The 24548-nt window shown below is 50.6% G+C and carries 20 protein-coding genes and 1 pseudogene; 16 read left to right on the top strand and 5 right to left on the bottom strand.

From position 1 onward, the window contains the following. The 3 genes from ACMYR3_RS15840 to ACMYR3_RS15830 form a co-directional block, all read right to left on the bottom strand. On the bottom strand, window positions 1-3087 hold the full coding sequence (locus ACMYR3_RS15840; RefSeq protein ID WP_424196570.1) for an efflux RND transporter permease subunit: 3087 nt from the start codon (window positions 3085-3087) through the stop codon (window positions 1-3). Further along, entirely contained in the window at window positions 3087-4328 is a 1242-nt protein-coding gene (locus tag ACMYR3_RS15835) for an efflux RND transporter periplasmic adaptor subunit (protein WP_424192970.1), read from the bottom strand. The genes ACMYR3_RS15840 and ACMYR3_RS15835 overlap by 1 nt, the downstream gene beginning before the upstream one ends. Window positions 4329-4697: 369 nt before the next feature. Next, a complete protein-coding gene (locus ACMYR3_RS15830; protein WP_424192968.1) occupies window positions 4698-5093 on the bottom strand; it encodes a BLUF domain-containing protein in 396 nt (131 codons plus the stop codon). Between the two features lie 141 nt (window positions 5094-5234). On the opposite strand from ACMYR3_RS15830, the gene ACMYR3_RS15825 reads away from it, so the two are divergent. Both ACMYR3_RS15825 and ACMYR3_RS15820 read left to right on the top strand, forming a co-directional pair. Then, window positions 5235-6032, top strand: coding sequence for a Crp/Fnr family transcriptional regulator (locus ACMYR3_RS15825; RefSeq protein WP_424192966.1), 798 nt, complete (start codon window positions 5235-5237; stop codon window positions 6030-6032). Between the two features lie 70 nt (window positions 6033-6102). Continuing rightward, window positions 6103-6348 (top strand): hypothetical protein, encoded by a 246-nt coding sequence (locus ACMYR3_RS15820; protein WP_424192964.1) that lies wholly within the window; start codon window positions 6103-6105, stop codon window positions 6346-6348. Window positions 6349-6396: 48 nt separating this feature from the next. On the opposite strand, the gene ACMYR3_RS15815 is transcribed toward ACMYR3_RS15820, so the two are convergent. Next, window positions 6397-9150, bottom strand: a complete 2754-nt coding sequence (locus tag ACMYR3_RS15815) for an esterase-like activity of phytase family protein (RefSeq protein WP_424192962.1) — start codon at window positions 9148-9150, stop codon at window positions 6397-6399. A 248-nt stretch (window positions 9151-9398) separates the two neighbouring features. After that, on the bottom strand, window positions 9399-10502 hold the full coding sequence (locus ACMYR3_RS15810; protein WP_424192960.1) for a patatin-like phospholipase family protein: 1104 nt from the start codon (window positions 10500-10502) through the stop codon (window positions 9399-9401). Between the two features lie 484 nt (window positions 10503-10986). Here ACMYR3_RS15810 and urtA point away from each other — a divergent pair, with 484 nt between their 5' ends. From urtA to ACMYR3_RS15740, 14 genes and pseudogenes are all read left to right on the top strand, one after another. After that, complete coding sequence (gene urtA / locus ACMYR3_RS15805) at window positions 10987-12186, top strand: urea ABC transporter substrate-binding protein (RefSeq protein WP_424196568.1); 1200 nt, start codon at window positions 10987-10989, stop codon at window positions 12184-12186. Between the two features lie 276 nt (window positions 12187-12462). Further along, window positions 12463-14079 carry an urea ABC transporter permease subunit UrtB gene (urtB, locus tag ACMYR3_RS15800; protein WP_424192958.1) on the top strand — a complete coding sequence of 539 codons (1617 nt, stop codon included), beginning with the start codon at window positions 12463-12465 and terminating at the stop codon, window positions 14077-14079. Then, the gene (urtC, locus tag ACMYR3_RS15795) at window positions 14079-15215 is read left to right on the top strand and encodes an urea ABC transporter permease subunit UrtC (RefSeq protein WP_424192956.1); all 1137 of its coding nucleotides are present in this window, start codon (window positions 14079-14081) and stop codon (window positions 15213-15215) included. Before urtB ends, urtC begins: the two co-directional genes overlap by 1 nt. 5 nt (window positions 15216-15220) lie before the next feature. Continuing rightward, the gene (gene urtD / locus ACMYR3_RS15790) at window positions 15221-16060 is read left to right on the top strand and encodes an urea ABC transporter ATP-binding protein UrtD (protein WP_424196566.1); all 840 of its coding nucleotides are present in this window, start codon (window positions 15221-15223) and stop codon (window positions 16058-16060) included. A gap of 59 nt (window positions 16061-16119) precedes the next feature. Continuing rightward, window positions 16120-16818, top strand: a complete 699-nt coding sequence (urtE, locus tag ACMYR3_RS15785; RefSeq protein ID WP_424192954.1) for an urea ABC transporter ATP-binding subunit UrtE — start codon at window positions 16120-16122, stop codon at window positions 16816-16818. Next, window positions 16815-17732: an urease accessory protein UreD gene (locus ACMYR3_RS15780; RefSeq protein ID WP_424192952.1), complete on the top strand. Its 918-nt coding sequence runs from the start codon at window positions 16815-16817 to the stop codon at window positions 17730-17732. The genes urtE and ACMYR3_RS15780 overlap by 4 nt, the downstream gene beginning before the upstream one ends. Window positions 17733-17794: 62 nt before the next feature. Further along, entirely contained in the window at window positions 17795-18097 is a 303-nt protein-coding gene (locus ACMYR3_RS15775) for an urease subunit gamma (RefSeq protein WP_424192950.1), read from the top strand. Between the two features lie 240 nt (window positions 18098-18337). Further along, window positions 18338-18664, top strand: a complete 327-nt coding sequence (locus ACMYR3_RS15770; protein WP_424192948.1) for an urease subunit beta — start codon at window positions 18338-18340, stop codon at window positions 18662-18664. Window positions 18665-18679: 15 nt separating this feature from the next. Next, window positions 18680-20380: an urease subunit alpha gene (gene ureC, locus ACMYR3_RS15765; RefSeq protein ID WP_424192946.1), complete on the top strand. Its 1701-nt coding sequence runs from the start codon at window positions 18680-18682 to the stop codon at window positions 20378-20380. Window positions 20381-20497: 117 nt separating this feature from the next. Beyond that, window positions 20498-21301, top strand: a pseudogene (locus ACMYR3_RS15760) (NYN domain-containing protein); the annotation flags it as partial. Window positions 21302-21384: 83 nt separating this feature from the next. After that, complete coding sequence (locus ACMYR3_RS15755) at window positions 21385-22143, top strand: urease accessory protein UreE (protein WP_424192944.1); 759 nt, start codon at window positions 21385-21387, stop codon at window positions 22141-22143. A 14-nt stretch (window positions 22144-22157) separates the two neighbouring features. Beyond that, window positions 22158-22838, top strand: a complete 681-nt coding sequence (locus tag ACMYR3_RS15750; RefSeq protein ID WP_424192942.1) for an urease accessory protein UreF — start codon at window positions 22158-22160, stop codon at window positions 22836-22838. Window positions 22839-22908: 70 nt separating this feature from the next. Beyond that, window positions 22909-23526, top strand: a complete 618-nt coding sequence (gene ureG, locus ACMYR3_RS15745) for an urease accessory protein UreG (RefSeq protein WP_424192940.1) — start codon at window positions 22909-22911, stop codon at window positions 23524-23526. A gap of 190 nt (window positions 23527-23716) precedes the next feature. After that, window positions 23717-24541: a nickel transporter gene (locus tag ACMYR3_RS15740; RefSeq protein WP_424192938.1), complete on the top strand. Its 825-nt coding sequence runs from the start codon at window positions 23717-23719 to the stop codon at window positions 24539-24541. The last annotated feature ends 7 nt before the right edge of the window (window positions 24542-24548 follow it).

The following is a 24548-nucleotide window of genomic DNA, read 5'->3' as shown; positions in this document are numbered from 1 at the left end:
TTAAGCTCCGGTTTGTTTTGGCGAGTGGTTGGTATCGGAAAATTGTGATTTTAAACTTTCCAGTCCAAGAAAAATCGCCGGTGTGATGTAGAGCGTGATCACTTGCGAAAACACCAAACCACCAACGACGGCCAGGCCCAAGGGTTGCCGCAGTTCAGCACCGGCGCCAAGCCCCAGTGCAATCGGCAGGGCGCCCATCAATGCGGCAAGGGTTGTCATCATGATTGGTCGAAAGCGTAACAGACAGGCTTCGCGAATCGCTGCAAATGGTGTCAATCCTCTTTCGCGTTGGGCCTCAATGGCAAAGTCGATCATCATGATGGCATTTTTTTTCACAATCCCAATTAGCATCAAAATGCCAATCACGGCAATCATGGTCAGATCTTGTCCAAACAGCATCAGTGTTGCCAAAGCCCCAACTGCGGCTGAGGGCAAGCCCGCCAGAATCGTCAGCGGATGCAAATAACTTTCATACAAGACACCCAGCAAAACATAAATCACCACCAAGGCCAGCCCCAGCAAAGCCAGCTGGCTTCCCTGGCTTTCCTGAAAGGCGGCGGCATCACCGCCCCAACTGGTCACAATGGTGCCGGGCATGCCAATGGTTTGTTGCAAGGCCGTCATGCGTTGCGATGCTTCACCCAATGATGCGCCGGGTGCCAGGTTAAAAGAGATGGTGATGGCTTGCAGCTGACCTTGATGATTGACTGCGGTGGGGCCAATAGTGCGTTCCACTGTCGCAAAAGACGATAAGGGAATGGGCTTGCCGCTGGTGCTTTTGATGTAAATCTGATCCAGTCCATTTTCATCCTGAATTTGCTGATTGCCAATTTCCATGATCACCTGGTAACTATCCACATTGGTGTAAATGGTGGCAACCTGGCGTGTGCCAAAGGCGCTATAAAGTGTGTTGCGTAAGGCGTCCATATTGACACCCAGCAGATTGGCCTTGTCACGATCGATATTGAGCGCGGCTTGCAGGCCGCGCAATTGCGCATCTGATGTCACATCTCTGAATAAGGGATTTTCGCGCATGGCCCGTTGCAGTTTGATGGACCAGTCATTGAGTTCAGCGGCTTGCACACTTTGCAGGGTGTATTGATAACGGCTTTTGCTTTGGCGCCCACCAATTCGCAAGTTTTGAATGGGTGTGAGATAGACTGAAATACCTGTCAGCTTGCGCAAGTCATGCCGCAGGCTTTCAATCGCCTGCGGCATGGCAGGACGATTCTTATGGGGCTTGAGGGCGATGAATAGGCGGCCGGTATTGCCCGTATTGGAAATGCCGACGGACGACACCACAAAATCCACATTGGCATTGTCTTGAACAATGCTCGCGACCTGTTTTTGCAATACGACCATGGCCGGTGAAGAGATGTCTTCACTGGCCTCGGTAGTCGCTGTCAGTAAGCCAGTATCTTCGTCCGGGAAAAAGCCTTTGGGGATGGCCTGAAACAACATGGCAGTAACGACAATGGTTGCCAATGCCACCAGCAGCATGATGAAGCGATGGCGCAAGGTCCAGTCCAGTGTCAGCTCATAGGCCTTGAGCAATATTGCAAAGCCACGCTCAAACAGGCGGCCCAGCCAGTTTTCCTGATGCTGATGTTCGGGCTTGAGAAAGCGGCTGGCCAAAAGGGGAATCAAGGTCAGGGAAACGACGGCTGAAACCAGGATCGATAAAGAAACAATGACGGCAAATTCTCTAAACAGCAGACCCAGCACGCCCTGCATGAAAAAGATCGGGATGAAGATGGCGACCAGCGAAATGGAAATCGACACAATCGTGAAACCAATTTCTTTGGCACCTTTGAGTGCAGCCTCCATGGGCGTCAGCCCGGCTTCAATGTGGCGCACAATATTTTCCAGTACCACAATGGCATCATCCACCACCAGGCCTACCGCCAGCGTCAAACCCAAAAGGGATACATTATCCAGGCTGCCACCGTATAAATAGAGCAGCGATAGCGCACCAATCAGTGAGATCGGCAAGGACAGTGCAGGAATCAGCGTGGCCGCAACCCGACGCAGGAAAAGAAAGATCACCATCACCACCAGTGCCACGGTGAGCCCCAAGGTGAACTGAATATCGAGTAGCGCCTCGCGTACCGATACCGAGCGATCCACCAGGGGTTTGAGTTCAACCGAGCTGGGCAGGCGTTGCTGCAGGCGTGGAATGGCTGCAATCACCGCGTTGACCGTGGCGACGGTATTGGCATTGGGCTGCCGCTGAACGGCCATCACGATCGAGCGTTCACCATTGACCCAACTGCCAGTGCGAATGTTTTCCACGCTGTCTTGCACTTCGGCAATATCACGGAGACGGATTGGCTGGCCATTGGTATTGGCAATGATGATATTGGCAAATTCGGCGGCGCTGCTTAATTGCTTATTGGCTTTGACGATCAGGGTTTGGCGAGGTCCTTCCAATATGCCAACCGGTGTGTTGCTATTGGCTGCCTTGATGGCAGTGGCCACATCATCCAGGCTCAAGCCGCGGGCATTGAGTGCATCGGGTTTGACGCGAATCCGTACCGCAAAACGTTGTGTGCCAAAGATGCTCAGTTGTGCGACACCGTTGATGGTGGACAGTTCTGGCGACAAAAAGCTTTCGGCATATTCATTGAGTTTGGACAGCGGTAATGAAGGTGAGCTGATTGATAACAGGATGATTGGCGCATCGGCCGGATTCACCTTGCGATACGAGGGCAACGTAGTCATTTCAACTGGCAGACTGCGTTGCGCACGCAGTAAGGCGGCCTGCACATCAACGGCGGCGGCATCAATATCGCGGTCATTCACAAACTCCAGTGTGATGGAAGTATTGCCCAAGGTGTTGACCGAGCTGATGGTGGCAATACCGCCAATCTGGGCAAACTGTTTTTCCAGCGGCGTGGCAACTGAAGCTGCCATGGATTCCGGACTGGCACCGGGCAGTGTGGCAGTGACGCTGATGACGGGGGTATCATAGCTTGGCAGCGCGGCAATTGGCAGCTTGCCATAGGCGAGCAAGCCCAGCAGCACAATCGAAATACACAGCAGTACCGTGGTTACCGGGCGGTGAATGCAAAATGCTGAAATATTCATCATGGCGCTGTTTTGGTGGGGTTGCTGCTGACCGTACTGACATTGCCAACTTGCCTGGCTTCGGGTGAGGCGTTGTTACTGCCTGAGTTAATGCGATCACCCTTGCGCAGGTTGATACCACCTTCAATCACTGCTGCCTGGCCAACTTGCACATCATTTTTGGAGGCAGCAAAAATGGCATTGCCATCCTGTACCTTGGTCAGGCTGACCGGATGAGGCATGACGATATTGGTGCCATCGGCACTGGCTTCCTGTACATAAATAAAGCGGCCATCCGGGCCGTTCAATATGGCGGTGGCGGGTACCGTCAAGGCGTTTTTGCGTATACCGGCCTGGGTGGTGACGTTGATGAAGCTGCCCGGCCAGAGCGCCTGAGCAGGGTTATCAAATTGTGCCTTGAGTTTGATAGTGCCGGTGCTGGCATCGACTGTGTTATCAATGAAAAAGAGTTTGCCGGTTAATATTTTGCCATTGCTGGATTTAACGCTGACCTGCAGTGTGCCGCTGTCTTTGGCTTTGAATAATTGTTCCAGTGAGCTTTCTGGCAAGGTATAGGTAATGGCGACGGGATCAAGCTGGCTGATGATGACCATCGGCGCAGTCATGGTGGGTTGGACCAGCGAGCCGGGTTTGATGTCGACTGCGCCCGCTCGACCGTTCACGGTGGCCTTGATGGTTTTATAACTTAAATCAACTTGGGCTGAGATCAGTGCAGCCTGATCAACCTGCACCGCGCCTTGTAATGAATCCACATTAGCCTGGACTGTATCCAGGGCGCTGGGTGCAATAAAGTTTTGCGCCACCAATGATTGATTGCGCTCCAGCGTGCGCTGCGCAATGGTGAGCTGGGTCTTGTCACGCTCCAGTTGCGCGCGGGCTTTCACCAGACTGGCTTGTTCGGCCGCATCATTGAGCTTGAACAAAGCCTGACCTACCTTAATTACATCGCCTTCATGAAAATTAATCGAAGCAATCACGCCTGCCACTTGTGGCCTGACTTCAACGCTGACCAACGGCGTGACATGACCGGTGGCATCAAACAGGATGGGCACATCATGTTGCTCAATGGTGGCGAGTTTGACATTGACAGGAGGACGTTGCGTCGTCGCGGGATCGGTTTTACTTGCTTGGGTTGCTGGAGCTGCTGAATCATCATGACGATGGTTGAGATAGTGATATCCGCCATAGCCAAGGCCTGCGGCCAGCAGGGCTAGCAAGGCAAATTTGCTGGGAAAAGACATGCGCACTTTCTATATTGTTATTGGAGCGACCTTAAATAGCCAAATCAAATGGTGGCATCTTAGCGGGCATTGAGCTCAATGACTATCAGACTGTGTGGGGGATCGAAGGTTGCCAACACAATAGACGACTTTTTTACCGCTTGTGTTGATGCTGCTGGCGTGGCGAAAAATGATGGTTTTCGCTTAAATCAATGGGGTGAATTAATGAGATGAATCAGTGGAGTATGTGCCAATATTGGCCAGTTAAGTACGTAAATATTGATTCATTATTTATACATATGGGTAGTATATGTTTTTGTATGACATCGTTGATTAAAAAAATAAAGACTGGCCTTGACGAATGTTTGAACAGATTGAGAGGCCATTGCCTTAAGCAATGTCAAGATCCGGCACGATGGCAAGCAATTGCCTGAGGCAATCCATATTGCTGAATGTGGCCAGTTCTCTTAACAGCGCTTCATTCTGCGCCAGACCATAGGCCATGAACCAATCCTTGAAGTGGCGGCCATCTGCGCTGATAGCCTGATGTGCAATATGCAACTCGTGATGCCTTGGATCTGTCATGATGGTGTTCATCAGTGTGGCGACGTGGGTTTTGTCACCTTCAAGTAATTGACAGAAATGTTGTCCATCAAAAATCAAAATCCCGGTGATATTAAGTTTTGCGTTATTGCTACGTGCCGTCTTCACTATCTTGGCGACTTCCATCGCTCTGGTGGGGGGCGCCAATTCACTAAAGTAAATCAACTGATAAATGTCAGTCATAAAGTGCTCCCTTGTTATTCAATGTTGTCAGCTATTTCCTACGAGATCAAAGGATAACTGAAAAGTGGCTAATCCTCTATGTCCTATGACATGTCAAAAAAATGCCTGAGAAACTGAAAGCTCATTCATTTCCTGGCAATCATGATGAGAAAGAAAATTGATTCTCCACTCGGTGTCGGTCAATTTAATCAGGCGCATGAGCCAGCTCAAGCGATTTATCCTTGCCAGGCCTGTCCACTGCGTGCCAATCTGGCATTTCGTCGGCAAACGCCGGATCTGATCAATTACATCGAAGCCAGTAAACAACGCAGTGTTGCCATGCAGGCCGGAGCCACGATCATTGCGGAGAACCAGGCACAAACCCATTTTTTTACCCTGTATCAGGGTTGGGCGTTTCGCTATAAGTCGTTGCCTGATGATCGGCGTCAGATCCTCAATTTTCTCTTGCCGGGTGATCTGATTGGTCTGCAGCAGCAATTGGGTGGGCAAGCAGCGCATGGTGTTGCAGCCCTGACCGATGTGGTGCTGTGCGAATTCAGCAAGACCAGCCTTTGGTCTTTGTATCAGACCAATCCCGAGCTGGGTTATGACATCACCTGGCTGAGTGCCTATGAAGAACGGATGGTGGACGACAATCTTTTAACGGTGGGACGTCGCTCCGCTGAAGAGCGAATTGCGCATCTGTTATTGCACTTGCATGATCGCTTGCAAGCCTTGCAATTACAGCCTGAAGATGACATGGCGTTTCCACTCAGCCAACAACACATCGCCGACGCCCTGGGCTTATCGCTGGTTCACACCAACAAGACGTTGCGCAAACTGCAGCAAAGGCAGTTGCTTGAAATCAATACCGGGCGACTACGCATCAGGGAACTTAAAGCCTTGAGCCAACTCGCACACTATGTCAGCCCCAAATTGAACAAGCGGCCCTTGTTGTAGCTGGTGTCAGCGCATTCCTATGCCATATCGGGATATATACCGATCATATTCCTGTGGAAAGATACTTACAATGAATCAATACATGCAGTCCAGTTCAAAACATAAAGCAGAACATAAAAATATGTCAGTGCATTTTTTTAAAAAAGTAGTGCGGGGATTTTATCCAGAAGCGCAGTGTCTTCCAATTTCACTCAACGATGGTAAAACCGTGTTCAGAGTCAAATCCAATCCCAATGCCATGGGTGCAATAGCCAGCGCTAATGAAGAAGAACTCGCATGGCAACAGGCTGCCAATAAACTGCGCAGCGTATATTAAATTCCATCGGATAATTTCAACACTCAACGTCGTCATTCACTGAGTCGATCAATTCCCTTGAGTCGGTGCTTCCTTGAGTTTTGGCATTGGCCTGACCAATGTCAAGGGGGTTGGCAGATGAATCAAAATCATTTCGGTATCATCGGCTTGTTGGCTGTTAATATGTCGGCCAATGCTGGACGGAAAATTATTGTCATTGGCAATGGCAATCGTTTGTTCATCCAGTACCACCATACTTTCGATGGTGACAAACGGCATGGCAAAGATCTTGTGTGTGGTGCCACCGATTGTGCTGCTGGCTGGGTTGTCGATCGTGTTACTTAAGCCTACATCACCCGTCTGTCCCTGGCTTCCTGCCGATTGGGGATCGGCAATCCTGAGCAAATCGACCAGCTCGGTTTTTTGCACATATTCGCCAGCTTTACCGAGTTTTATCAGAAACACTTTCTTGAAGCCATGCAGATCACCTTGGCTATTGTCGCGTTCCAGCACCAGCCCTTCATGTTCATTAAAGAGGATGAAGTCACCTATATTGCTGCCTCGTTCATCCAGCCGATATTTAAATTGTCTGCCGGTATAGCGCCGTGTTGAAATTTCAAACTCGTGAATCAATAAGGTCTTGGGGTCATCCCCCGTCAAGGCCAGCTCCAGCATGGGATAAAGCCTGCTGCCATCGGGGTTGATTGCCATCCCTTCAAAACCACCGGAGCGTTGCGCACGAAATGGCTGACCTATTTTGGTACTGCGATAGGGCCAGGGCAAACCTGCCAGCCAGGGCGTGTTGGCACCATGTTCATCCTGCAGATTGGTGCCATCATCGGTTTGCCGGGGGTCGTCATAAATGGGTGCGTCGCCAAATAAATAGACGGTGCGAATTGCCGATGCCTTGGTCTGTACATGCAGTAGCGTACGGAAATCGAAACTTTGAATATCGGCACGAGTTTGCATACCGTTGCTGGTGATGACCTTGATCAAGGCATCGGCCATTATGTCGTAGGCGACAGTCCGGTCGCGATAAGATCGGCCATGTTGATCGGTATCTTGACGTGGATTGATTTTGGTTTCGATATTAAAGCGCACCCGTTGCGCATTCAGTGCACGCAAGCGGGCTTGCGGATGGCTTTTGCCCGCACCATGCTGGTAGTAATCAGCATAGACCTGCACCAGGTCAAACAAGTCTTGCAGGCTCGGCATGAGGTAGATGCTGTGATAGCCCTTGCGTTTGGCAAGCAAATTGGCCACTGGCGATAAGCTCGGATCATTGCGCTGGCTCGCACCACGAATCAGCTTGTCGCAGATAAAGCGGGTTTGCAGTTCATGTTGGGTGAGGTTTTTAATGAGCTGTTCATGCGTTGCTAAATAGGGCTGACCATCCAGGCGACGACATTTGCTGGCCTGCAAATACGGATCGTGCATCAGCATGGGCACACCATCGGCGCTGATGCCACTATCGGTTTCAATCGTGTTCATCAAATTGTCGAGCGCTACCTCAAAGGCGGGCAGGGTGTTTTCGGGCCGTAAATCACGACCACCACGATGGCCTTGGGCATCAAAACGCTGTGGGTCGATGAGGCCATGCTCATCGAGCAACTTGCCCTGTTCAAATTGACTCAGCACCTGCCAGAGCAGATCGGGCCGATCCGAAATCATGCCACTGACGCCAGCTTGCAAAAGGGCTTGCATGCGCACCGGATCATTCACTGTCCAGGTGATGACGGGATAGCCAGCCGCCTTGATTTGGACCAGTTCAAATATGTCGGAAGCGGCTGCTATCAAACCGGGTTGCGGGTGCTGACCACGGGCGTAATGATGGTTGGGGTGGTCGGGGTTGTTGCTGAGTCGCGCTGGATTGGACTCATCGGCCATACCTGACGCGGTCTCGGGCAAAGCCAGTAACACATGGTGCGGTGAGAACACCGGCGGCTGTTGATTGCCATGTTGTTGGGCATGATAGCGCACCGCATTCATGATGCGCAGTGTGGCACCTTCTTCGTTGAAGGGATTTTGTGGCGAGCGAATGGTTTGGCCTGCATGAGCAAAGTCGGGCAGGCTGATGGGTGGTTCCAGCACCACGCCTTGTGCATCGGTATGTAAAAGAAAGGGACCAAATTCATCGCCAAACCAGAGCGTGCCATCGGTGCTGCGCTGCATGGATTCGATATCAAAATCGGCACCGGTCAAAATGCGTTCGCGACTGAAGTGCTGGGTGATGGCAAAGGGGATATGCTGCTGTGGATCACGCAGTTCAAAAAAACTTTCTATCTTGACGTTGTCGGTAGCAGGTTGATGGGTGTTGATGGAAGACCAGGCCGACTGGCCTTGAAAGTCGGGTCGAATGGTATAGACGCGCAGATGAAAGTCGGCCGAATTTTCCAGGGCACCATAACCATTGTCGGTCATCGCAAGAAAACTGCCGTCATGATTATCAAGCATCGCAGAAAATCCCTGGACTGGTTGGCTGGCAAAGGGCAGTGCTTGCCCGTTGATCGTCGTTTTACCCAAATATTGCCCGGAAACGGGCCCCTTGGCAAAAGTCGCTGCGGGTAATAGAGCACGCCCGATGAGTGTGGTTCCGGTTGCTGTAGTCGTCTGTGGCTTGAGCGCTGTGGAAGAGGCTGACCAAATCGTGCAGCCAGTGAGGATGATCGGTAATGCCAACCACTGAGCCATCGATTGAGTCAGCTTGCCTGGTGCGGCAGAAATACTGAAAGCGAGCCGAGACAATAAGACCTTTGCCAAGGTCTTGGTTGGTCGGCCTAAAGTCGGTAAATGAGTGCGAGCATTGTGTATTTGAAATGGCATGGCGGTGAATGGCGACAAGGTAGATTGTAAAAGCCAGTTTTTAAAAGCTTATCTTGCCATGATGACAATGCGTGCAGCGATGAGTCATTCGGTAAAACCAGCGCAAGAATCTCAAAATGGCATGTACTTTATAGGAGTACATGCCATTTTTGGCTTGTCAGGTGCGTATTTATTGATTATTTATAAATACACTACTGGAGTAATTGAGCATTTGGCAAGTGTGTTGAGCCTGCCATGTTCAATCTGGCTTAACGAAGATGTTTGGCAATATCCATGGTGGAAATCACGCCCAGATTGTCGCGATGTTTTTTCAGCCAGTTTTTAGCCGTTTCTCGTCCCAGATCGCGCAGTTCGCATAAAAACGACCAGTCGGTTTTCAGCTTGCTGTCTGCCGAATAGGATTGCATGGTTTTGGCGGCTTCAATCACGTGCATGCGGATTGATCGATAGGTTTCACGAGGCAGATTCTTTTGTTCCAGTTGGCGCACCACAAAGTTAATGGCACGTAATTCGGCCAGGAGTGGCATATTGAAACTGATCTCATTGGCGCGATCGACAATCTCGGCGACAGAACTCGGAATATCTTCACGAGACAAGGGGCTGATCTGTACCAGCAAAATATCCATTGATTCTTTGTTGGTAAACAGGGGAAACAGAGGGGGGTTGCCGGTATAGCCGCCGTCCCAATAGTGTTCGCCTTCAATCTCGACTGCCTGAAACAGAAAAGGTAAACAGGCCGAGGCCATCACGGTATCGGCATTGATTTCTTTATTGGTGAAAATCCTGGCCTTGCCTGATTTAATGTGAGTTGCACAGATGTGCAGATCAATCGGACATTTTTTACGCAATAACTCAAAGTCCACCGTACGCTCCAGCACAGTACGCAATGGGTTGATGTTGAGTGGATTGAACTGGTAGGGCGAGATCATGCGCGTAAACAGATCAAAATGACTGGATTGCGCTTTGGCCCATTCGGTTAAAGGATTGTTGAAGATTGGACTCGACAGGATGGGACTTTGAAAAGTGGTATTGCCCGCCGCCACGCTGACCTGTCGCCAAAAATTTTCCAGTACCTCACGTGCCTTGTTGAGTGCCGCTTCACGACCTTCCGTCATGCCAACAGTCAGGCCATAACTCATCACTACTGCATTCATTGCGCCTGCAGAGGTTCCGGATACGCTCGTGAAATCAATTTCGCCGGACTCAAGCAAGGCATCCAGCACGCCCCAGGTAAATGCACCATGAGAGCCGCCCCCTTGCAGTGCAAGGTTGACTGGTTTGGCCGCTATGACACTTTTTGGTGAGCGAGGGAGTGTTGTTGCTAATTTATCAGGCGTGGTGTCATACATCATTTTTGCTTCCCTTCTTTGGTGCAAAATAATTTCAATCGCCATTGAAAAGGAAAATGGCGCACTCTTTTTATTTTGTTGGTGCGGAATTCCAAGCAGGAAATTGAAAAAAGACTGTTATTGGTGCGCGTATGAAATGTGTGCACCAAGTAAGTGATGGTTGATCGGATGGTGTAAATATCACTTGTGATCATCATGACACAGATGTTGCGATGCAGCAATCAGTGTGTGGCGCATATTTTGGGTGATTCACACTGATTCACATTGCTGACTTGTGGCTTTTATTGAAATTGTGATACTGGGCATGCTCGTTGCTAAAAAGGTAAGAGCAGGATAGTTGCTGAGTCCTGCAAAAACAAATGAGGTGTCTTTAGTTCAAGCAGCTCAAAAACAATGACACGCCACACATCCTTTCTAGCGGAGCCAGTCAATGAAAAAACAGCGTCGTATGTTGATCAAAGGGGCCACCATTGCAGCCTCTATCGCCATGATGGGTCTGTCCATCGCGGCCAATGCAGCAGACACGATCAAGGTAGGTATTCTTCATTCGCTATCGGGCACGATGGCCATTTCTGAAACAACCCTGAAAGACACGGCGCTGATGGCCATTGAAGAAATCAATGCCAAAGGTGGTGTAATGGGTAAAAAGCTGGAGCCAGTTGTGGTCGACCCAGCTTCCAACTGGCCACTGTTTGCTGAAAAAGCACGCCAGTTGATTACTCAAGACAAGGTCGCAGTGGTATTTGGTTGCTGGACTTCGGTATCACGTAAATCCGTGCTACCAGTCTTTAAAGAACTCAATAGCCTCTTGTTCTATCCAGTGCAGTACGAAGGTGAAGAACTCGAGAAAAACGTGTTTTACACGGGTGCAGCGCCTAACCAACAAGCGATCCCAGCGGTTGAATATCTGATGAGCAAAGAAGGCGGTGGTGCCAAGCGCTTTGTATTGTTGGGTACTGACTATGTTTACCCACGTACCACCAACAAAATTCTGCGTGCCTTTTTGCACTCTAAAGGTGTCGATGATAAAGACATCGATGAGAAATACACCCCATTTGGTCATAGCGATTACCAAACCATCGTGGCTGATATCAAGAAATTTGCTGCAGGCGGTAAGACCGCAGTGATCTCCACCATCAATGGTGACTCCAACGTACCGTTCTACAAAGAACTCGGTAATGCTGGCCTGAAAGCCAAGGATGTCCCTGTTGTGGCATTCTCGGTCGGTGAAGAAGAGTTGCGTGGTGTGGACACCAAGCCATTGGTTGGCCATCTGGCTGCATGGAACTATTTTGAGTCCATCAAAAATCCAACCAATGAAGAATTCATCGCCAAATGGAAGGCCTATGCCAAGGCTAAAGGCTTGGCCAATGCTGACAAGGCTGTGACGAACGATCCAATGGAAGCCACTTACATTGGTATCAATATGTGGAAACAGGCTGTTGAAAAGGCGGGTTCTACCGACACCGATAAAGTGATTGCTGCCATGGGCGGTCAGACATTCAAGGCACCATCCGGTTTTACAGCTGAAATGGATAAAACCAACCATCATCTGCACAAACCCGTGTTTATTGGTGAGATCAAAGCGGATGGCCAATTTAGCGTTGTATGGAAAACCAAAGGGCCACTTCGTGCTCAACCATGGAGCCCGTTCATTGCTGGTAACGAAGGCAAACAAGGTTTGTAATCAAGCAACGATTTTTGTTGTTGCTGTGTTGAAACAAGGTGTGGAGTACCCGGTGGCTTCAAGCATCCGATGGTTTTGGTTGGGGTTTCGCTAGCGATGCTGTGTGAAGTTACTCCGTACTCTGCATCTTGATTTCAATGTGTTTCGAAATAGGTTTTGCAATTAGTTCGATTTATCAGTTTGTGAGAGCAAGGATCGTTTCGATCCTTTTTGCCGGAAGTGGGGGCGACGCCGCTTCCGGCTTTTTCTTTCCAACATTCCATATAGAGTGTCGCAATGACAAGAATAAAAATGTATTTGCGTGCTTTGATGGTGCTGCTGCTATTCACAGCGAGCGCCATTGCTCAGGCCGCATTGGATCCAGCACTGCTCAAACAACTAAGCGATGAAGATTCCGATGTACGGATAGCGGTCATCGCCAAGATCAGTGCCTCGGGCGAGGCGCAGGCCTATACGGTACTGAAGGCCCTATCCGAAGATGCACTGTATCAATCCAAGGGTGGTGAACTGTTCATCCTAACGGGCGATACAGCCAGTCGAGCCACTGATGGCGAAGTGCTCAAGACCGTTCCTGAAGACCGGGAAGTGATTGAGATCAACAACCGGATTCGCGGCGAAATTGATGGTGCGCTGGCCGGCCTCAAGCTCTTGTCGACAAATGCCAAGGAGCGTCAGACGGCAGCCTTGGCCTTGCAGACTGATGGCAATCAAAGTGCGGTGCCGCTGGTGAAGACTGCATTGGCCAAAGAGCAGGATGAGAAGATCAAAAAGGTGTTGATTGTCACCTTGGCCGCACTTAGCCTCAAGTCAGAAGATGCAGCCACACGACTACAGGCAGTAAAAGATATTGCCGATACCGACAACCCACAAATCAAACAGGTATTGTCTGAAATGCTGACCAAGGATCATGATGGCAATTATGGCGAACCCGATGAAGCAGTGCGTGCCGAAGCGCAAAAATCGCTGATTGAAATCAACAGTCGTCTGCAAAAACTGGCGCTGATCGGCAACCTCTTTTCCGGTATCAGCCTGGGTTCAATCCTTCTGCTGGCTGCGCTGGGTCTGGCCATTACCTTTGGCCTGATGGGCATCATCAATATGGCGCATGGCGAATTGCTGGCCGTGGGTGCGTATGCCACTTACGCGATTCAAAATTTATTTCGTAATCACTTACCCAATTATCTGGATTGGTATGTGGTGGTTGCCGTGCCAGTGGCTTTCGTGGTGGCCGCCATTGTGGGCATGGTGCTCGAGCGTACCGTGATTCGCTGGCTCTATGGTCGTGCGCTGGAAACCTTGCTGGCCACCTGGGGGATCAGTCTCTTGATCATCCAGGCCTTGCGCATGATCTTTGGTGCGCAAAATGTGGAGGTGGCCAATCCAAGCTGGATGAGTGGTGGTATTGCTCTGGCAGGAGGTGTTGTGCTGCCTTATAACCGGATTGTCATTATTGGATTTTCAATGGCGGTACTCCTGCTGGTCTGGTTGCTTCTGACCAAAACCCGCATGGGTCTGTTTGTTCGTGCTGTCACACAAAATCGGCGCATGGCCAGTTGTGTTGGTGTGCCTACCCACAAGATTGATATGCTCACGTTTGGCCTGGGCAGTGGCATTGCTGGCCTGGGTGGTGTAGCCCTGAGCCAGATTGGTAACGTCGGGCCCGAGCTGGGGCAGGGCTATATTGTGGACTCATTCATGGTGGTGGTGCTGGGGGGTGTGGGACAACTGGCAGGTACGGTGATTGCGGCCTTGGGGCTGGGCTCGGTGGCCAAGTTTCTGGAACCCTTTTCTGGTGCGGTACTGGCCAAGATATTCATACTGGTATTCATTGTGCTGTTTATCCAGAAACGTCCTTCCGGTCTGTTTGCACTCAAGGGAAGGAGTGTCGAATAATGATAATCGATAAAAAAGTTTTGTATGGCCCCAAAGGCTGGGCTACCTTGGCAGTGTTTGCGGTGCTGGCTTTGGTGCTCGTGCCGGTATTGCATCTGCTGGTGCCAGAAAGCAGTCCATTTCATATCTCGACTTACTTTATTACTGTGGTTGGCAAGTTCATGTGCTATGCCATGGTGGCATTGGCGATGGATTTGATCTGGGGCTATACCGGCATTCTTTCCTTGGGTCAGGGTTTATTCTTTGCCTTGGGTGGCTATGCTTTCGGTATGTATTTAATGCGTCAGATTGGTCATGATGGTGTCTATCAAAGTGATTTGCCCGACTTCATGGTGTTCCTCGACTGGAAGGCCTATCCCTGGTACTGGCAGTTTACCGACCATCTTGCCTATGCGCTGTTATTGGTTGTATTGGTACCCGGTGTACTGGCGTTTCTGTTCGGCTTCTTTGCTTTTCGATCACGCATCAAGGGTGTTTATTTTTCAATCATCACTCAGGCCGTTACTTTTGCATCCATGCTTGCATTTTTCCGCAATGATATGGGCTTTGGCGGCAACAATGGCTTTACCGATTTCAAGCGCATCATGGGCTATGGCATTACTACGCCACATATGCGGCTGGCTTTGTTTGCACTGACGTTTATTGTCTTGATCGGTGCGCTGCTGGCTTGTCGGTATATCGTCACCAGCAAGCTGGGACGCTTGCTGACAGCGATTCGTGATTCGGAGAGTCGGGTCATGTTCTGTGGCTACAACCCGATCTGGTTCAAGCTGTTTGTCTGGACGTTTGCCGCGGTGCTGAGCGGTATTGCCGGTGCTTTGTATGTGCCCCAAGTCGGTATCATCAATCCGTCAGAAATGTCGCCAGCCAATTCGATTGAAGTGGCGATCTGGGTGGCAGTGGGTGGGCGCGGTACCCTGGTTGGTGCAATACTTGGCGCCTTTCTGGTGAATGGTGCCAAGAGCTGGTTTACCATGGCGTTTCCAGAATACTGGTTGTATGCGTTGGGTCTGATCTTCATCCTGGTGACGCTGTTTTTGCCGCAAGGCGTGATTGGTGCCTGGCAAAATATCAAGCAGCGTTTGGCCGCCAACAAAGCAGGTAGCACCACAACCACCGTGGAGCAAACATCATGAACCACATGGCACACGAAGCATATCAACAGTCCAGTCAGGAGTCCTCACCCGATGGATCGGCCAGCTATGGTCACGTATCAACTGGCGAGTTGGATACTTCGCATGGTCCGATTCTTTATCTGAATGACATCACGGTCAGCTTTGATGGTTTCAAGGCACTCAATAATCTGACCCTTAATATTCAACGAGGTGAGCTGCGCTGCATCATCGGCCCCAATGGCGCTGGCAAGACGACCATGATGGATGTGATTACCGGCAAGACTCGCCCGGATAGCGGCACGGCATATTTTGGTCAGACAATTGATTTGACCAAACTGACAGAACCCGAAATTGCCCAGCGTGGCATTGGCCGCAAGTTTCAAAAACCAACAGTCTTTGAAAATCATACTGTGTTTGAAAATCTCGAACTGGCGATGAAGACAACCAAGAATGTGCGGCATGCCCTGTTTGCCAAACTCAATGGTGAAGAGCTGGGCAAGATTGAAATTACGCTCAGGCTGATTCGCCTGGACGGACAGGAAAACCGGCTCGCTGGCTTGTTGTCGCATGGTCAAAAACAATGGCTGGAAATTGGTATGTTACTCATGCAGGAGCCGGCACTGCTCCTGCTCGATGAGCCGGTGGCCGGTATGACCGATGCCGAAACTGAACGGACAGCCGAATTGTTTCTGGAGCTGGAAGGCAGTCATTCATTGATGGTGGTGGAGCATGATATGGATTTCATTAATACCATTTCCAATGGCAAGACGGTGACAGTACTTTGCGATGGTGCGGTGCTGGCCGAGGGCAGTATGGAAAAAGTGCAAAATGATGAGCGTGTCATCGAGGTGTATTTGGGACGATAGTCGCGTGTCGGTTGCGTAGATCAAACTCCTCATCCACCATTCATCGAAAACAGACTACTATGCTAAGTATTCAAAATATCAATCAATACTATGGTTCGTCCCATACACTCCGTGACCTTTCGCTGGAAATACGTCCCGGTGCCTGTACGGTAGTGCTTGGCCGCAATGGCGTGGGCAAGACAACCTTGCTCAAAAGTCTGATGGGTCTGTTGCCACTCAAATCAGGTCAGATTCAGTTTGATGGAAAAGACATCACTAGCACCTCGCCCCATGCACGTGCGGCGATGGGCATTGGCTATGTCCCACAAGGTCGTGAAATTTTCAATCGGCTGACTGTTGAAGAAAATCTGATGATGGGGATGGCCCCTCTGCCATCAGCCAAGGCTAAAAAAATCCCGGAAGAAATTTTTTCCATGTTTCCAGTACTCAAGCAAATGCTTGGTCGGCGTGGCGGTGATCTGTCGGGTGGGCAACAGCAGCAGCTCGCAATTGGCCGGGCTCTGGCAAGTAATCCCAAGGTCTTGATCCTGGACGAACCCACCGAGGGGATTCAACCTTCCATCATCAAAGATATTGGTGCGGTCATCAAACAACTGGTTGCGCGTGGCGATATGGCAATATTATTAGTTGAACAGTATTATGATTTTGCCCAGGAACTTGCCGATTACTACGCCGTCATGTCGCGTGGTCAGATTACTCATGCTGGCCCCGGTAGTGAGATGGTGGAAAAAGGCATCAAAAATCTGATTGCCATTTGAAAATACCTGATCTCCCCATATCGCTTGCCACAGTCGCTGCTCAAGCCACTGCGCTGACGCAGCAATCTGCTCAGTCTGAAAGTTGGCAGGCTGCGCTCAAGCTTGGTTTTTGCCATGAACATGGCCGCACCGTCTTGCGCGAGCGTAGCCATTTTGGTCCTTTGCGTATTCAAAAACCACTCTATCCCGAAGGCGATGGTTGTTGTCATGTGCTGATTGTGCACCCACCCGGTGGCATTGCCGGTGGTGATCAGCTCAGCATGACAGTACGGCTCGATAATCGTACTCACGCTTTTGTGACCACGCCTGGTGCTACCAAATGGTATGGCGGCAAGCCGCAGCACTCATCTCAGTCCACTCATATCACTTTGCGGCCAGGGGCCCGACTCGAATGGCTGCCGCAGGAAAACATTGTGTTTAATCAGGCATTGGCGTGTTCAAAAACCTGCATTGACGTAACGGAAGACACACAGCTGATAGCCTGGGATGTGACGGTATTGGGGCGCAAAGCCATGCAGGAGACCTTTGCCCAAGGTTGTTTTCAGCCAAGCTTTGAGTTGCTTAAAAATGGTCAGCTACTCTGGGCGGACTATGGCAAGATCAATGGTGGCGACGCTTTGTTGAGTTCACCTTTGGGTCTTGCCGGACGCCATGTGTTTGGCACCCTGTGTGCTTATGGATTGGCTACATTGACTGTCACCGAGCGTGATGCCCTGCTGGAGCGCCTGCGCGAAGTGGGATTGGCAGAGGGTGACTCGGCAGGCATCAGCTATTTGCCGCAAGGTGTATTGCTGGTTCGGGTTATCAGTCATCAGGCCGAAACAGCGCGACATTATCTTTGTGCGTTGTGGCAAATTTTGCGACCGATTATGATGAAAGTAGCGCCGGTCATGCCCCGGATCTGGGCAACCTGAGTGACTGGATCAAAGTAGCTGAATATCATTGTTAATGAAGTCATTATTGAATAAGGCAAGCTATGGAGCTGACTCCCCGCGAAAAAGACAAGCTGCTGATTTTTACCGCAGCATTGCTGGCTGAGCGTCGCAAGGATCGTGGCCTCAAACTCAATTATCCCGAAGCCGTAGCCTATATCACCGCCGCCGTCATGGAGGGTGCGCGTGATGGTAAAACTGTGGCCGAGCTGATGAGTTACGGTACCACCTTGCTGAAGCGTGAAGACGTGATGGACGGGGTCGCCGAGATGATTCCCGATATTCAGGTGGAAGCAACTTTCCCAGATGGTAGCAAGTTGGTGACGGTACATAACCCGATTGTCTAAGAGCGTAGCACTTTCCACCCCAAAGACACAAAGAACACCAAGATGTTTTTCAACTTCAATGCAAATCGGTTAATTTGTATAGTGTCTTGGTTTTTCGGCCTTTGTGTTGATGTGATTGTTACGCCCTCAACTTAGAACGGGTTTCCTTTGTGCATCTTTGTGTCTTTGGGATGAAAAGGACCTCATTGATGATGCGAATCATTGGTAATTGAAAATTTAAATATTTTATAAGGTGGCAATATGATTCCCGGTGAAATGCTGATTGATGATGGTGAGATTGAATTGAATGTGGGTCGTAAAACGGTCACGGTGAGTATCACTAACCAGGGTGATCGACCGATTCAGATTGGCTCGCATTTTCATTTTTATGAAGCCAATCCGGCGCTGGTGTTTGAGCGCGATCTGGCCTATGGTGCACGACTCAATATCGCGGCGGGTACGGCGGTACGTTTTGAGCCGGGCCAGTCGCGCACGGTGGAACTGGTAGCCCTGGCGGGAGATCGCATCGTCTATGGCTTCAATGGCAAGATTAATGGCAAACTCAACGGTCAACTCAAAACCAAATAATCAGCAGGAGCAGTCATGACCAGCATCAGCAAAAAAGCCTATGCCGAAATGTTTGGCCCCACCGTGGGTGATCGGGTACGTCTGGCCGATACCGACATGTTGATTGAAGTGGAAAAAGACTTCACCATCTATGGTGAAGAAGTGAAATTTGGTGGCGGCAAGGTGATTCGTGACGGGATGGGGCAAAGCCAGCGCAATCATCATGAAGTGATGGACACGGTGATTACCAATGCGCTGATTCTGGATCACTGGGGCATTGTCAAAGCCGATATTGGTTTGAAGGAGGGGCGCATCGCCGCCATTGGAAAAGCGGGTAATCCCGATATTCAACCGGGCGTGACGATAGCGATTGGTGCGGCTACCGAAATCATTGCCGGTGAAGGCATGATTGTGACGGCAGGCGGCATTGATACCCACATTCATTTCATTTGTCCGCAGCAGATTGAAGAAGCGCTGATGAGTGGGGTGACCACCATGATTGGCGGTGGCACTGGCCCTGCAGTCGGCACCGCCGCCACCACCTGTACACCCGGCCCCTGGCATTTGCACAGCATGTTGTCGGCTGCCGAAGCCTTTCCAATGAACCTGGGCTTTTTAGGCAAGGGCAATGTGAGTTTGCCCACGCCATTGCTTGAGCAGATCAATGCCGGTGCAATTGGCTTGAAGCTTCATGAAGACTGGGGCACCACGCCGGCTGCGATTGATAATTGCCTGAGCGTTGCCGAAGAGATGGATGTGCAGGTGGCGATTCATAGTGACACACTCAATGAAGCCGGTTTTTTGGAGCACACCCTGGCCGCGTTTAAAGATCGCACCATTCACACCTTTCATACCGAAGGTGCTGGCGGTGGTCATGCGCCTGACATCATTGCGGCGGTGGGTGAAAGCAATGTGCTGCCATCGTCCACCAATCCAACCCGGCCTTATACCCACAACACACTGGATGAGCATTTGGATATGCTGATGGTTTGTCACCATCTTGATCCGGCCATTGCCGAAGACGTAGCCTTTGCCGAAAGCCGGATTCGTCGTGAAACCATTGCCGCCGAAGATCGCTTGCATGATCTGGGTGCGATTTCAATGATGAGTTCAGACTCACAAGCCATGGGGCGGGTGGGTGAAGTTATCATGCGGACCTGGCAAACCGCCCATAAAATGAAAGTGCAGTTTGGTGCTTTGGCCGGCGATGGTGCTCGCAATGATAACTTTCGTGCAAAACGCTATATTGCCAAATACACCATCAACCCCGCCATCACGCATGGCATCAGCCATGTGGTGGGGTCGCTGGAAGTGGGCAAGCTGGCTGATATTGTGCTCTGGAAACCGGCTTTTTTTGGTGTCAAGCCCGCCATGATCATCAAGTGCGGCATGATTGCGGCCGCGCCTATGGGGGACCCCAATGCATCTATCCCCACGCCACAGCCGGTGCATTACCGCATGATGTTTGGTGCCTATGGCAAAGCACTCAAAACGTCGGTCACCTTCCTTTCGCAGGCAGCGTATGCGGCCGATGTGCATGGCATGCTCGGTCTGCAAAAAACCATCATTCCCATTCATGGCACCCGCGGGCTGCGCAAGTCCGACATGATCCACAATGGTTATGCCCCAAGGATGTCGGTCAATCCCGAAACCTACGAGGTGCGTGCCGATGGTGAACTGCTGGTTTGTGAACCAGCCAAGGTATTGCCGATGGCGCAACGCTACTTTCTATTTTGATGATGTGCAGCGTGTTTGATATTGAGCAGTCGTGGCGTCTGATGATGACGCGGCGAAGTTGTATCATGTGGCCAAAGAGTGCTGAACTCGCCAATGAGCAATTAAAAGGATAACCACATGGCTGCACCGCATGAAATCAATAATATGGCTTTATTCTGTGATTTTGAGAATATTGCCCTGGGTGTGCGTGATGCCAAATACGCGCAGTTTGACATCGAGAAGGTTTTGGAGCGCCTACTGCTCAAAGGCAGTATTGTGGTCAAGAAAGCCTATTGCGATTGGGACCGCTATAAAGATTTTAAAGCAGCCATGCATGAGGCTGCATTCGAGCTGATTGAAATCCCCCATGTGCGTCAATCGGGCAAAAATTCGGCCGATATTCGAATGGTGGTCGATGCGCTCGATCTTTGCTATACCAAATCGCATGTGGATACTTTTGTGATTTTGAGTGGTGATTCCGACTTTTCACCACTGGTTTCCAAACTTCGCGAAAACAACAAGCATGTCATTGGGGTTGGTGTGCAAGGCTCAACCTCCGATTTGCTGAGTGCCAATTGCGACGAGTTTATTTTTTATGATGATCTGGTGCGCGAGCAGGAAGCCAAGCGCAAGCGTGCCGAGAAAAAAGCCCCGGCCAAAGCCAGGCAAGCCAATACCAATCCGGCTGCTAAACCCGAAGAAGACAAGCGCCAGCCTGCACTGGACTTTATTGTTGAGACCATTGAAGCATTGATTGATGAACGCGGTGAAGATGAAAAAATCTGGGGTTCGATGGTCAAGCAAACCATGAAGCGCCGTCGTCCGCAGTTTTCCGAATCGGCATACGGCTATCGGTCATTTCGTGAACTGGTGGATGATGCCAAAAAGCGCGGCTTGCTGATCATCACGCGGGACGACAAGTCGGGCCAATACACCCTGAAGTTGCCTGCGGTGGATGAGTGAAGCGTTAAAACTGAGTTTGCAGTAGGATGATGTGTCTGTATAACCTGAATAGAGTCAAGATCATGATTGAAATTACTAAAGTCTTACCTCGTCATCAAAAAATCGCCAAAGTGTTGCTGGATCGTGCGCCCACCTTGGAGTTGCCGTTCGATGATCGGCAGAAAAGTCGGCAACGGGTGGTGTTGTCCAATGGCGAAGAGGCGGGTTTGTTTTTGGAGCGCGGCGCTGTGTTGCGTGGTGGTGATGTGCTGGTGACGAGTAGTGGTGGTTTTGTACAGGTGGTGGCTGCTGAAGAAAAAGTCATGCTGGTCCGAGCTAAAGCGACGAGTAGCAATGCGGCACTGGATTTGCTGCGCGCGACTTATCATTTGGGTAATCGTCATGTGCCGGTGCAGATTGCAGTCGATCATCTGCGTCTGGAAGTGGATCATGTTCTGGCAGAAATGTTGACGGGCCTTGGCTTGGAAGTGCTGGAACAAAATACCCCATTTGAGCCAGAGGGTGGTGCTTACGACAATCTGGTCAAGCAGCAGGATGCTCATGTACATGGGCCAAATTGTAATCACGGCCATGATCACGGACATAGCCATGACCATGTGGAATCTCATGCACACACGCATGAGGGGCATGATCACGCCAATTGTTCGCACTCTTCACATCAACATGAGTCGAGGACTCATCAGCACGAGCATCATGATCACGACCATAGTCATGATCACGGTGCACATGCCCATGAATCCAAAACCAAACGCGAGCCAATCAAGATTCACAGTCATGATCATGGCCATGTGCATGGCCCGGACTGCAAGCACGATCACTAAATCATTCAACCATAATGAGTTTTGCCAGAGCCTCTCTGACGCGCCTCTTGCAACTGGCTTCACCGGCCTTGCCGGTGGGTGCGTATAGCTATTCGCAGGCATTGGAGTGGGCGGTCGAGGCGGGCACGATTCATGATGCTGGTTCAGCGCAGGGTTGGATCATGGATGGTTTGCGCCATGTGGTGGGGCATTGTGAAGCACCACTCTGGCTGCAACTCTACGATGTCTGGCAGTTGGATGATGTAGCAAGAGCGCGCGAACTCAATGACTGGTTTATCGCTACCCGTGAAACGGCGGAGCTGCGTGCCGAAACCTTGCAGATGGGTTATTCCCTCGCGCGTTTATTGGGTGAATTGAACGAGCCGTGTGCGGTCTTGTTGCGAGACTGGCCGGAAGTGACTTTTGTGGCGGGTTTTAGTTGCGTCTGTGTGGCGTGGCGGGTAGAGCGGTTGGCGGGGCTGGCTGCTTATCTGTTTGCCTGGGTGGAAAATCAGGTGGCAGCCGCGCTCAAAGCGGTGCCGCTGGGGCAGGTGGCTGGGCAGAAAATCGTCATCGCCGCGCACGCAGTGGTCGAAGAGGTATTGGTGGCGGCAGTCGAGCGTGCCGAACAAAATCAACTGTCCACCTGGGCACCTGGTTTTGCCATTGCCAGTGCCCGTCATGAAACCCAGTATTCACGGCTGTTTCGTTCTTGAGTCAATATTGAAATTTTGTATTTTTCGATTTATTTTTTGCTGTTAACCATTTTATTTTTATCTATTCATCATGAGCGTTAAACCCAATCCTTTGCGTGTCGGCGTTGGTGGTCCAGTTGGTTCCGGCAAGACGACCCTGGTTGAAGTCTTGTGCAAGGCCATGCGCAATGATTACGATCTGGCCGTCGTGACCAACGATATTTATACCAAGGAAGACGAGCGTTTGCTGGTGGCCGCCGAAGCCTTGCCGCGGGAGCGCATCATGGGCGTGGAAACGGGCGGTTGTCCACATACCGCGATTCGTGAAGATGCTTCAATCAATCTGGAAGCCGTTGATCAGATGCAAAAGCGCTTTCCCAATCTGGATCTGATCTTTATCGAATCGGGTGGCGATAATCTGGCTGCGACCTTTAGTCCTGAACTGTCTGATCTCACCATCTATGTGATTGATGTGGCTGGCGGTGAGAAGATCCCCCGTAAAGGTGGTCCTGGTATTACCAAAAGCGATTTGCTGATCATCAACAAGACTGATCTGGCACCCATGGTAGGGGCATCTCTGGAAATCATGGAAGCCGATACCAAACGCATGCGCGGCAACAAACCCTATCTGTTTACCAATTTAAAGAGTGGTGCCAATCTTGATAAGGTGGTTGAGTTCATCGCCCATCGTGGTATGTTGAACGGTTGAATATTGACTTGCCAGTGATGCAGTGCCTGCTTGCTGCGCTGATTGTGAGTTGGTAACGGACTATCTTTGTAAATCATCAAAAATACCATTTTATATGGAGTATATGAATATATTGCCTTGTTGTGTGCGTATATATTGATCTCGTAAAAATACACTATGTCAGTATATTTAACGTGAGAAAGTTGCGACGATGACACCTGCCTTGCCGACCGAGCTGCTGCCATTGGCTTCACTGGTGTTTTTACTCGGTATCAAACATGGCCTGGATGCGGATCATCTGGCGACGATTGATGGTCTGACACGTTTCAATCAGACTCACCATCCGCAGTTGGCGGCACGCTGTGGTTTATTGTTTTCGCTCGGTCACGGGACGATGGTGATGAGCATTGCGCTGCTGGTGGCCAGCATGGCTCAAAATTGGACAATACCCAACTGGCTTGATGCGCTTGGCCTGACCATTTCGGTGTTCTTTCTCATATTGCTTGGCGGTGCCAATTTATGGCGTGCCATCATGGCGGGCAATCATCAGATACATCGTCCAATTGGTTTGAAAACCGGTTTGCTCGGGCGCTGGTTTGAGTGTTTGACCCAGACTTCACATCCCGCCTTGATTGCTGCCATTGGTGCCTTGTTTGCCTTGTCGTTTGACACCATGAGTCAGGCCGCCTTGTTTGCGGCAACCGCTAATCGGCTTGGCGGTATTGGTCATGCCCTGGCTTTGGGTTTGCTGTTTACCTTGGGTATGTTGTTATCGGATGGCTTGAATGGCTGGTGGTTGTCGCGGCTATTGGAAAGGGCTGATCTTTGGGCGGCAGTGGCAGCACGCGTCATGGGTGGGGTGATCGGTTTGCTCAGTCTGTTACTGGCTGTCTATGCGCTGTTGGCGCACCATCATGATGATGTGATGGTTGCCATGCGCGGCCATGAATACTGGCTCAGCGTTGTTATGGTGCTGGTATTGCTGATTGTGCTGCTTGTCATGCGTGTCGTGGCCTGGCGACAACTCAGGCTGTAAACTGCTA

The organism is Ampullimonas aquatilis, from assembly GCF_049675895.1.
GTDB lineage: Bacteria > Pseudomonadota > Gammaproteobacteria > Burkholderiales > Burkholderiaceae_D > Ampullimonas > Ampullimonas aquatilis.
This window is presented reverse-complemented; position numbering and strand designations above follow the sequence as displayed.

Coding starts and splice junctions, on each gene's coding strand:
- ACMYR3_RS15840 (WP_424196570.1), bottom strand. CDS start 3,087: ATGAATATTTCAGCATTTTGCATTCACCGCCCGGTAACCACGGTACTG.
- ACMYR3_RS15835 (WP_424192970.1), bottom strand. CDS start 4,328: ATGTCTTTTCCCAGCAAATTTGCCTTGCTAGCCCTGCTGGCCGCAGGC.
- ACMYR3_RS15830 (WP_424192968.1), bottom strand. CDS start 5,093: ATGACTGACATTTATCAGTTGATTTACTTTAGTGAATTGGCGCCCCCC.
- ACMYR3_RS15825 (WP_424192966.1), top strand. CDS start 5,235: ATGATGAGAAAGAAAATTGATTCTCCACTCGGTGTCGGTCAATTTAAT.
- ACMYR3_RS15820 (WP_424192964.1), top strand. CDS start 6,103: ATGAATCAATACATGCAGTCCAGTTCAAAACATAAAGCAGAACATAAA.
- ACMYR3_RS15815 (WP_424192962.1), bottom strand. CDS start 9,150: ATGCCATTTCAAATACACAATGCTCGCACTCATTTACCGACTTTAGGC.
- ACMYR3_RS15810 (WP_424192960.1), bottom strand. CDS start 10,502: ATGATGTATGACACCACGCCTGATAAATTAGCAACAACACTCCCTCGC.
- urtA (WP_424196568.1), top strand. CDS start 10,987: ATGATGGGTCTGTCCATCGCGGCCAATGCAGCAGACACGATCAAGGTA.
- urtB (WP_424192958.1), top strand. CDS start 12,463: ATGACAAGAATAAAAATGTATTTGCGTGCTTTGATGGTGCTGCTGCTA.
- urtC (WP_424192956.1), top strand. CDS start 14,079: ATGATAATCGATAAAAAAGTTTTGTATGGCCCCAAAGGCTGGGCTACC.
- urtD (WP_424196566.1), top strand. CDS start 15,221: ATGGCACACGAAGCATATCAACAGTCCAGTCAGGAGTCCTCACCCGAT.
- urtE (WP_424192954.1), top strand. CDS start 16,120: ATGCTAAGTATTCAAAATATCAATCAATACTATGGTTCGTCCCATACA.
- ACMYR3_RS15775 (WP_424192950.1), top strand. CDS start 17,795: ATGGAGCTGACTCCCCGCGAAAAAGACAAGCTGCTGATTTTTACCGCA.
- ACMYR3_RS15770 (WP_424192948.1), top strand. CDS start 18,338: ATGATTCCCGGTGAAATGCTGATTGATGATGGTGAGATTGAATTGAAT.
- ureC (WP_424192946.1), top strand. CDS start 18,680: ATGACCAGCATCAGCAAAAAAGCCTATGCCGAAATGTTTGGCCCCACC.
- ACMYR3_RS15755 (WP_424192944.1), top strand. CDS start 21,385: ATGATTGAAATTACTAAAGTCTTACCTCGTCATCAAAAAATCGCCAAA.
- ACMYR3_RS15750 (WP_424192942.1), top strand. CDS start 22,158: ATGAGTTTTGCCAGAGCCTCTCTGACGCGCCTCTTGCAACTGGCTTCA.
- ureG (WP_424192940.1), top strand. CDS start 22,909: ATGAGCGTTAAACCCAATCCTTTGCGTGTCGGCGTTGGTGGTCCAGTT.
- ACMYR3_RS15740 (WP_424192938.1), top strand. CDS start 23,717: ATGACACCTGCCTTGCCGACCGAGCTGCTGCCATTGGCTTCACTGGTG.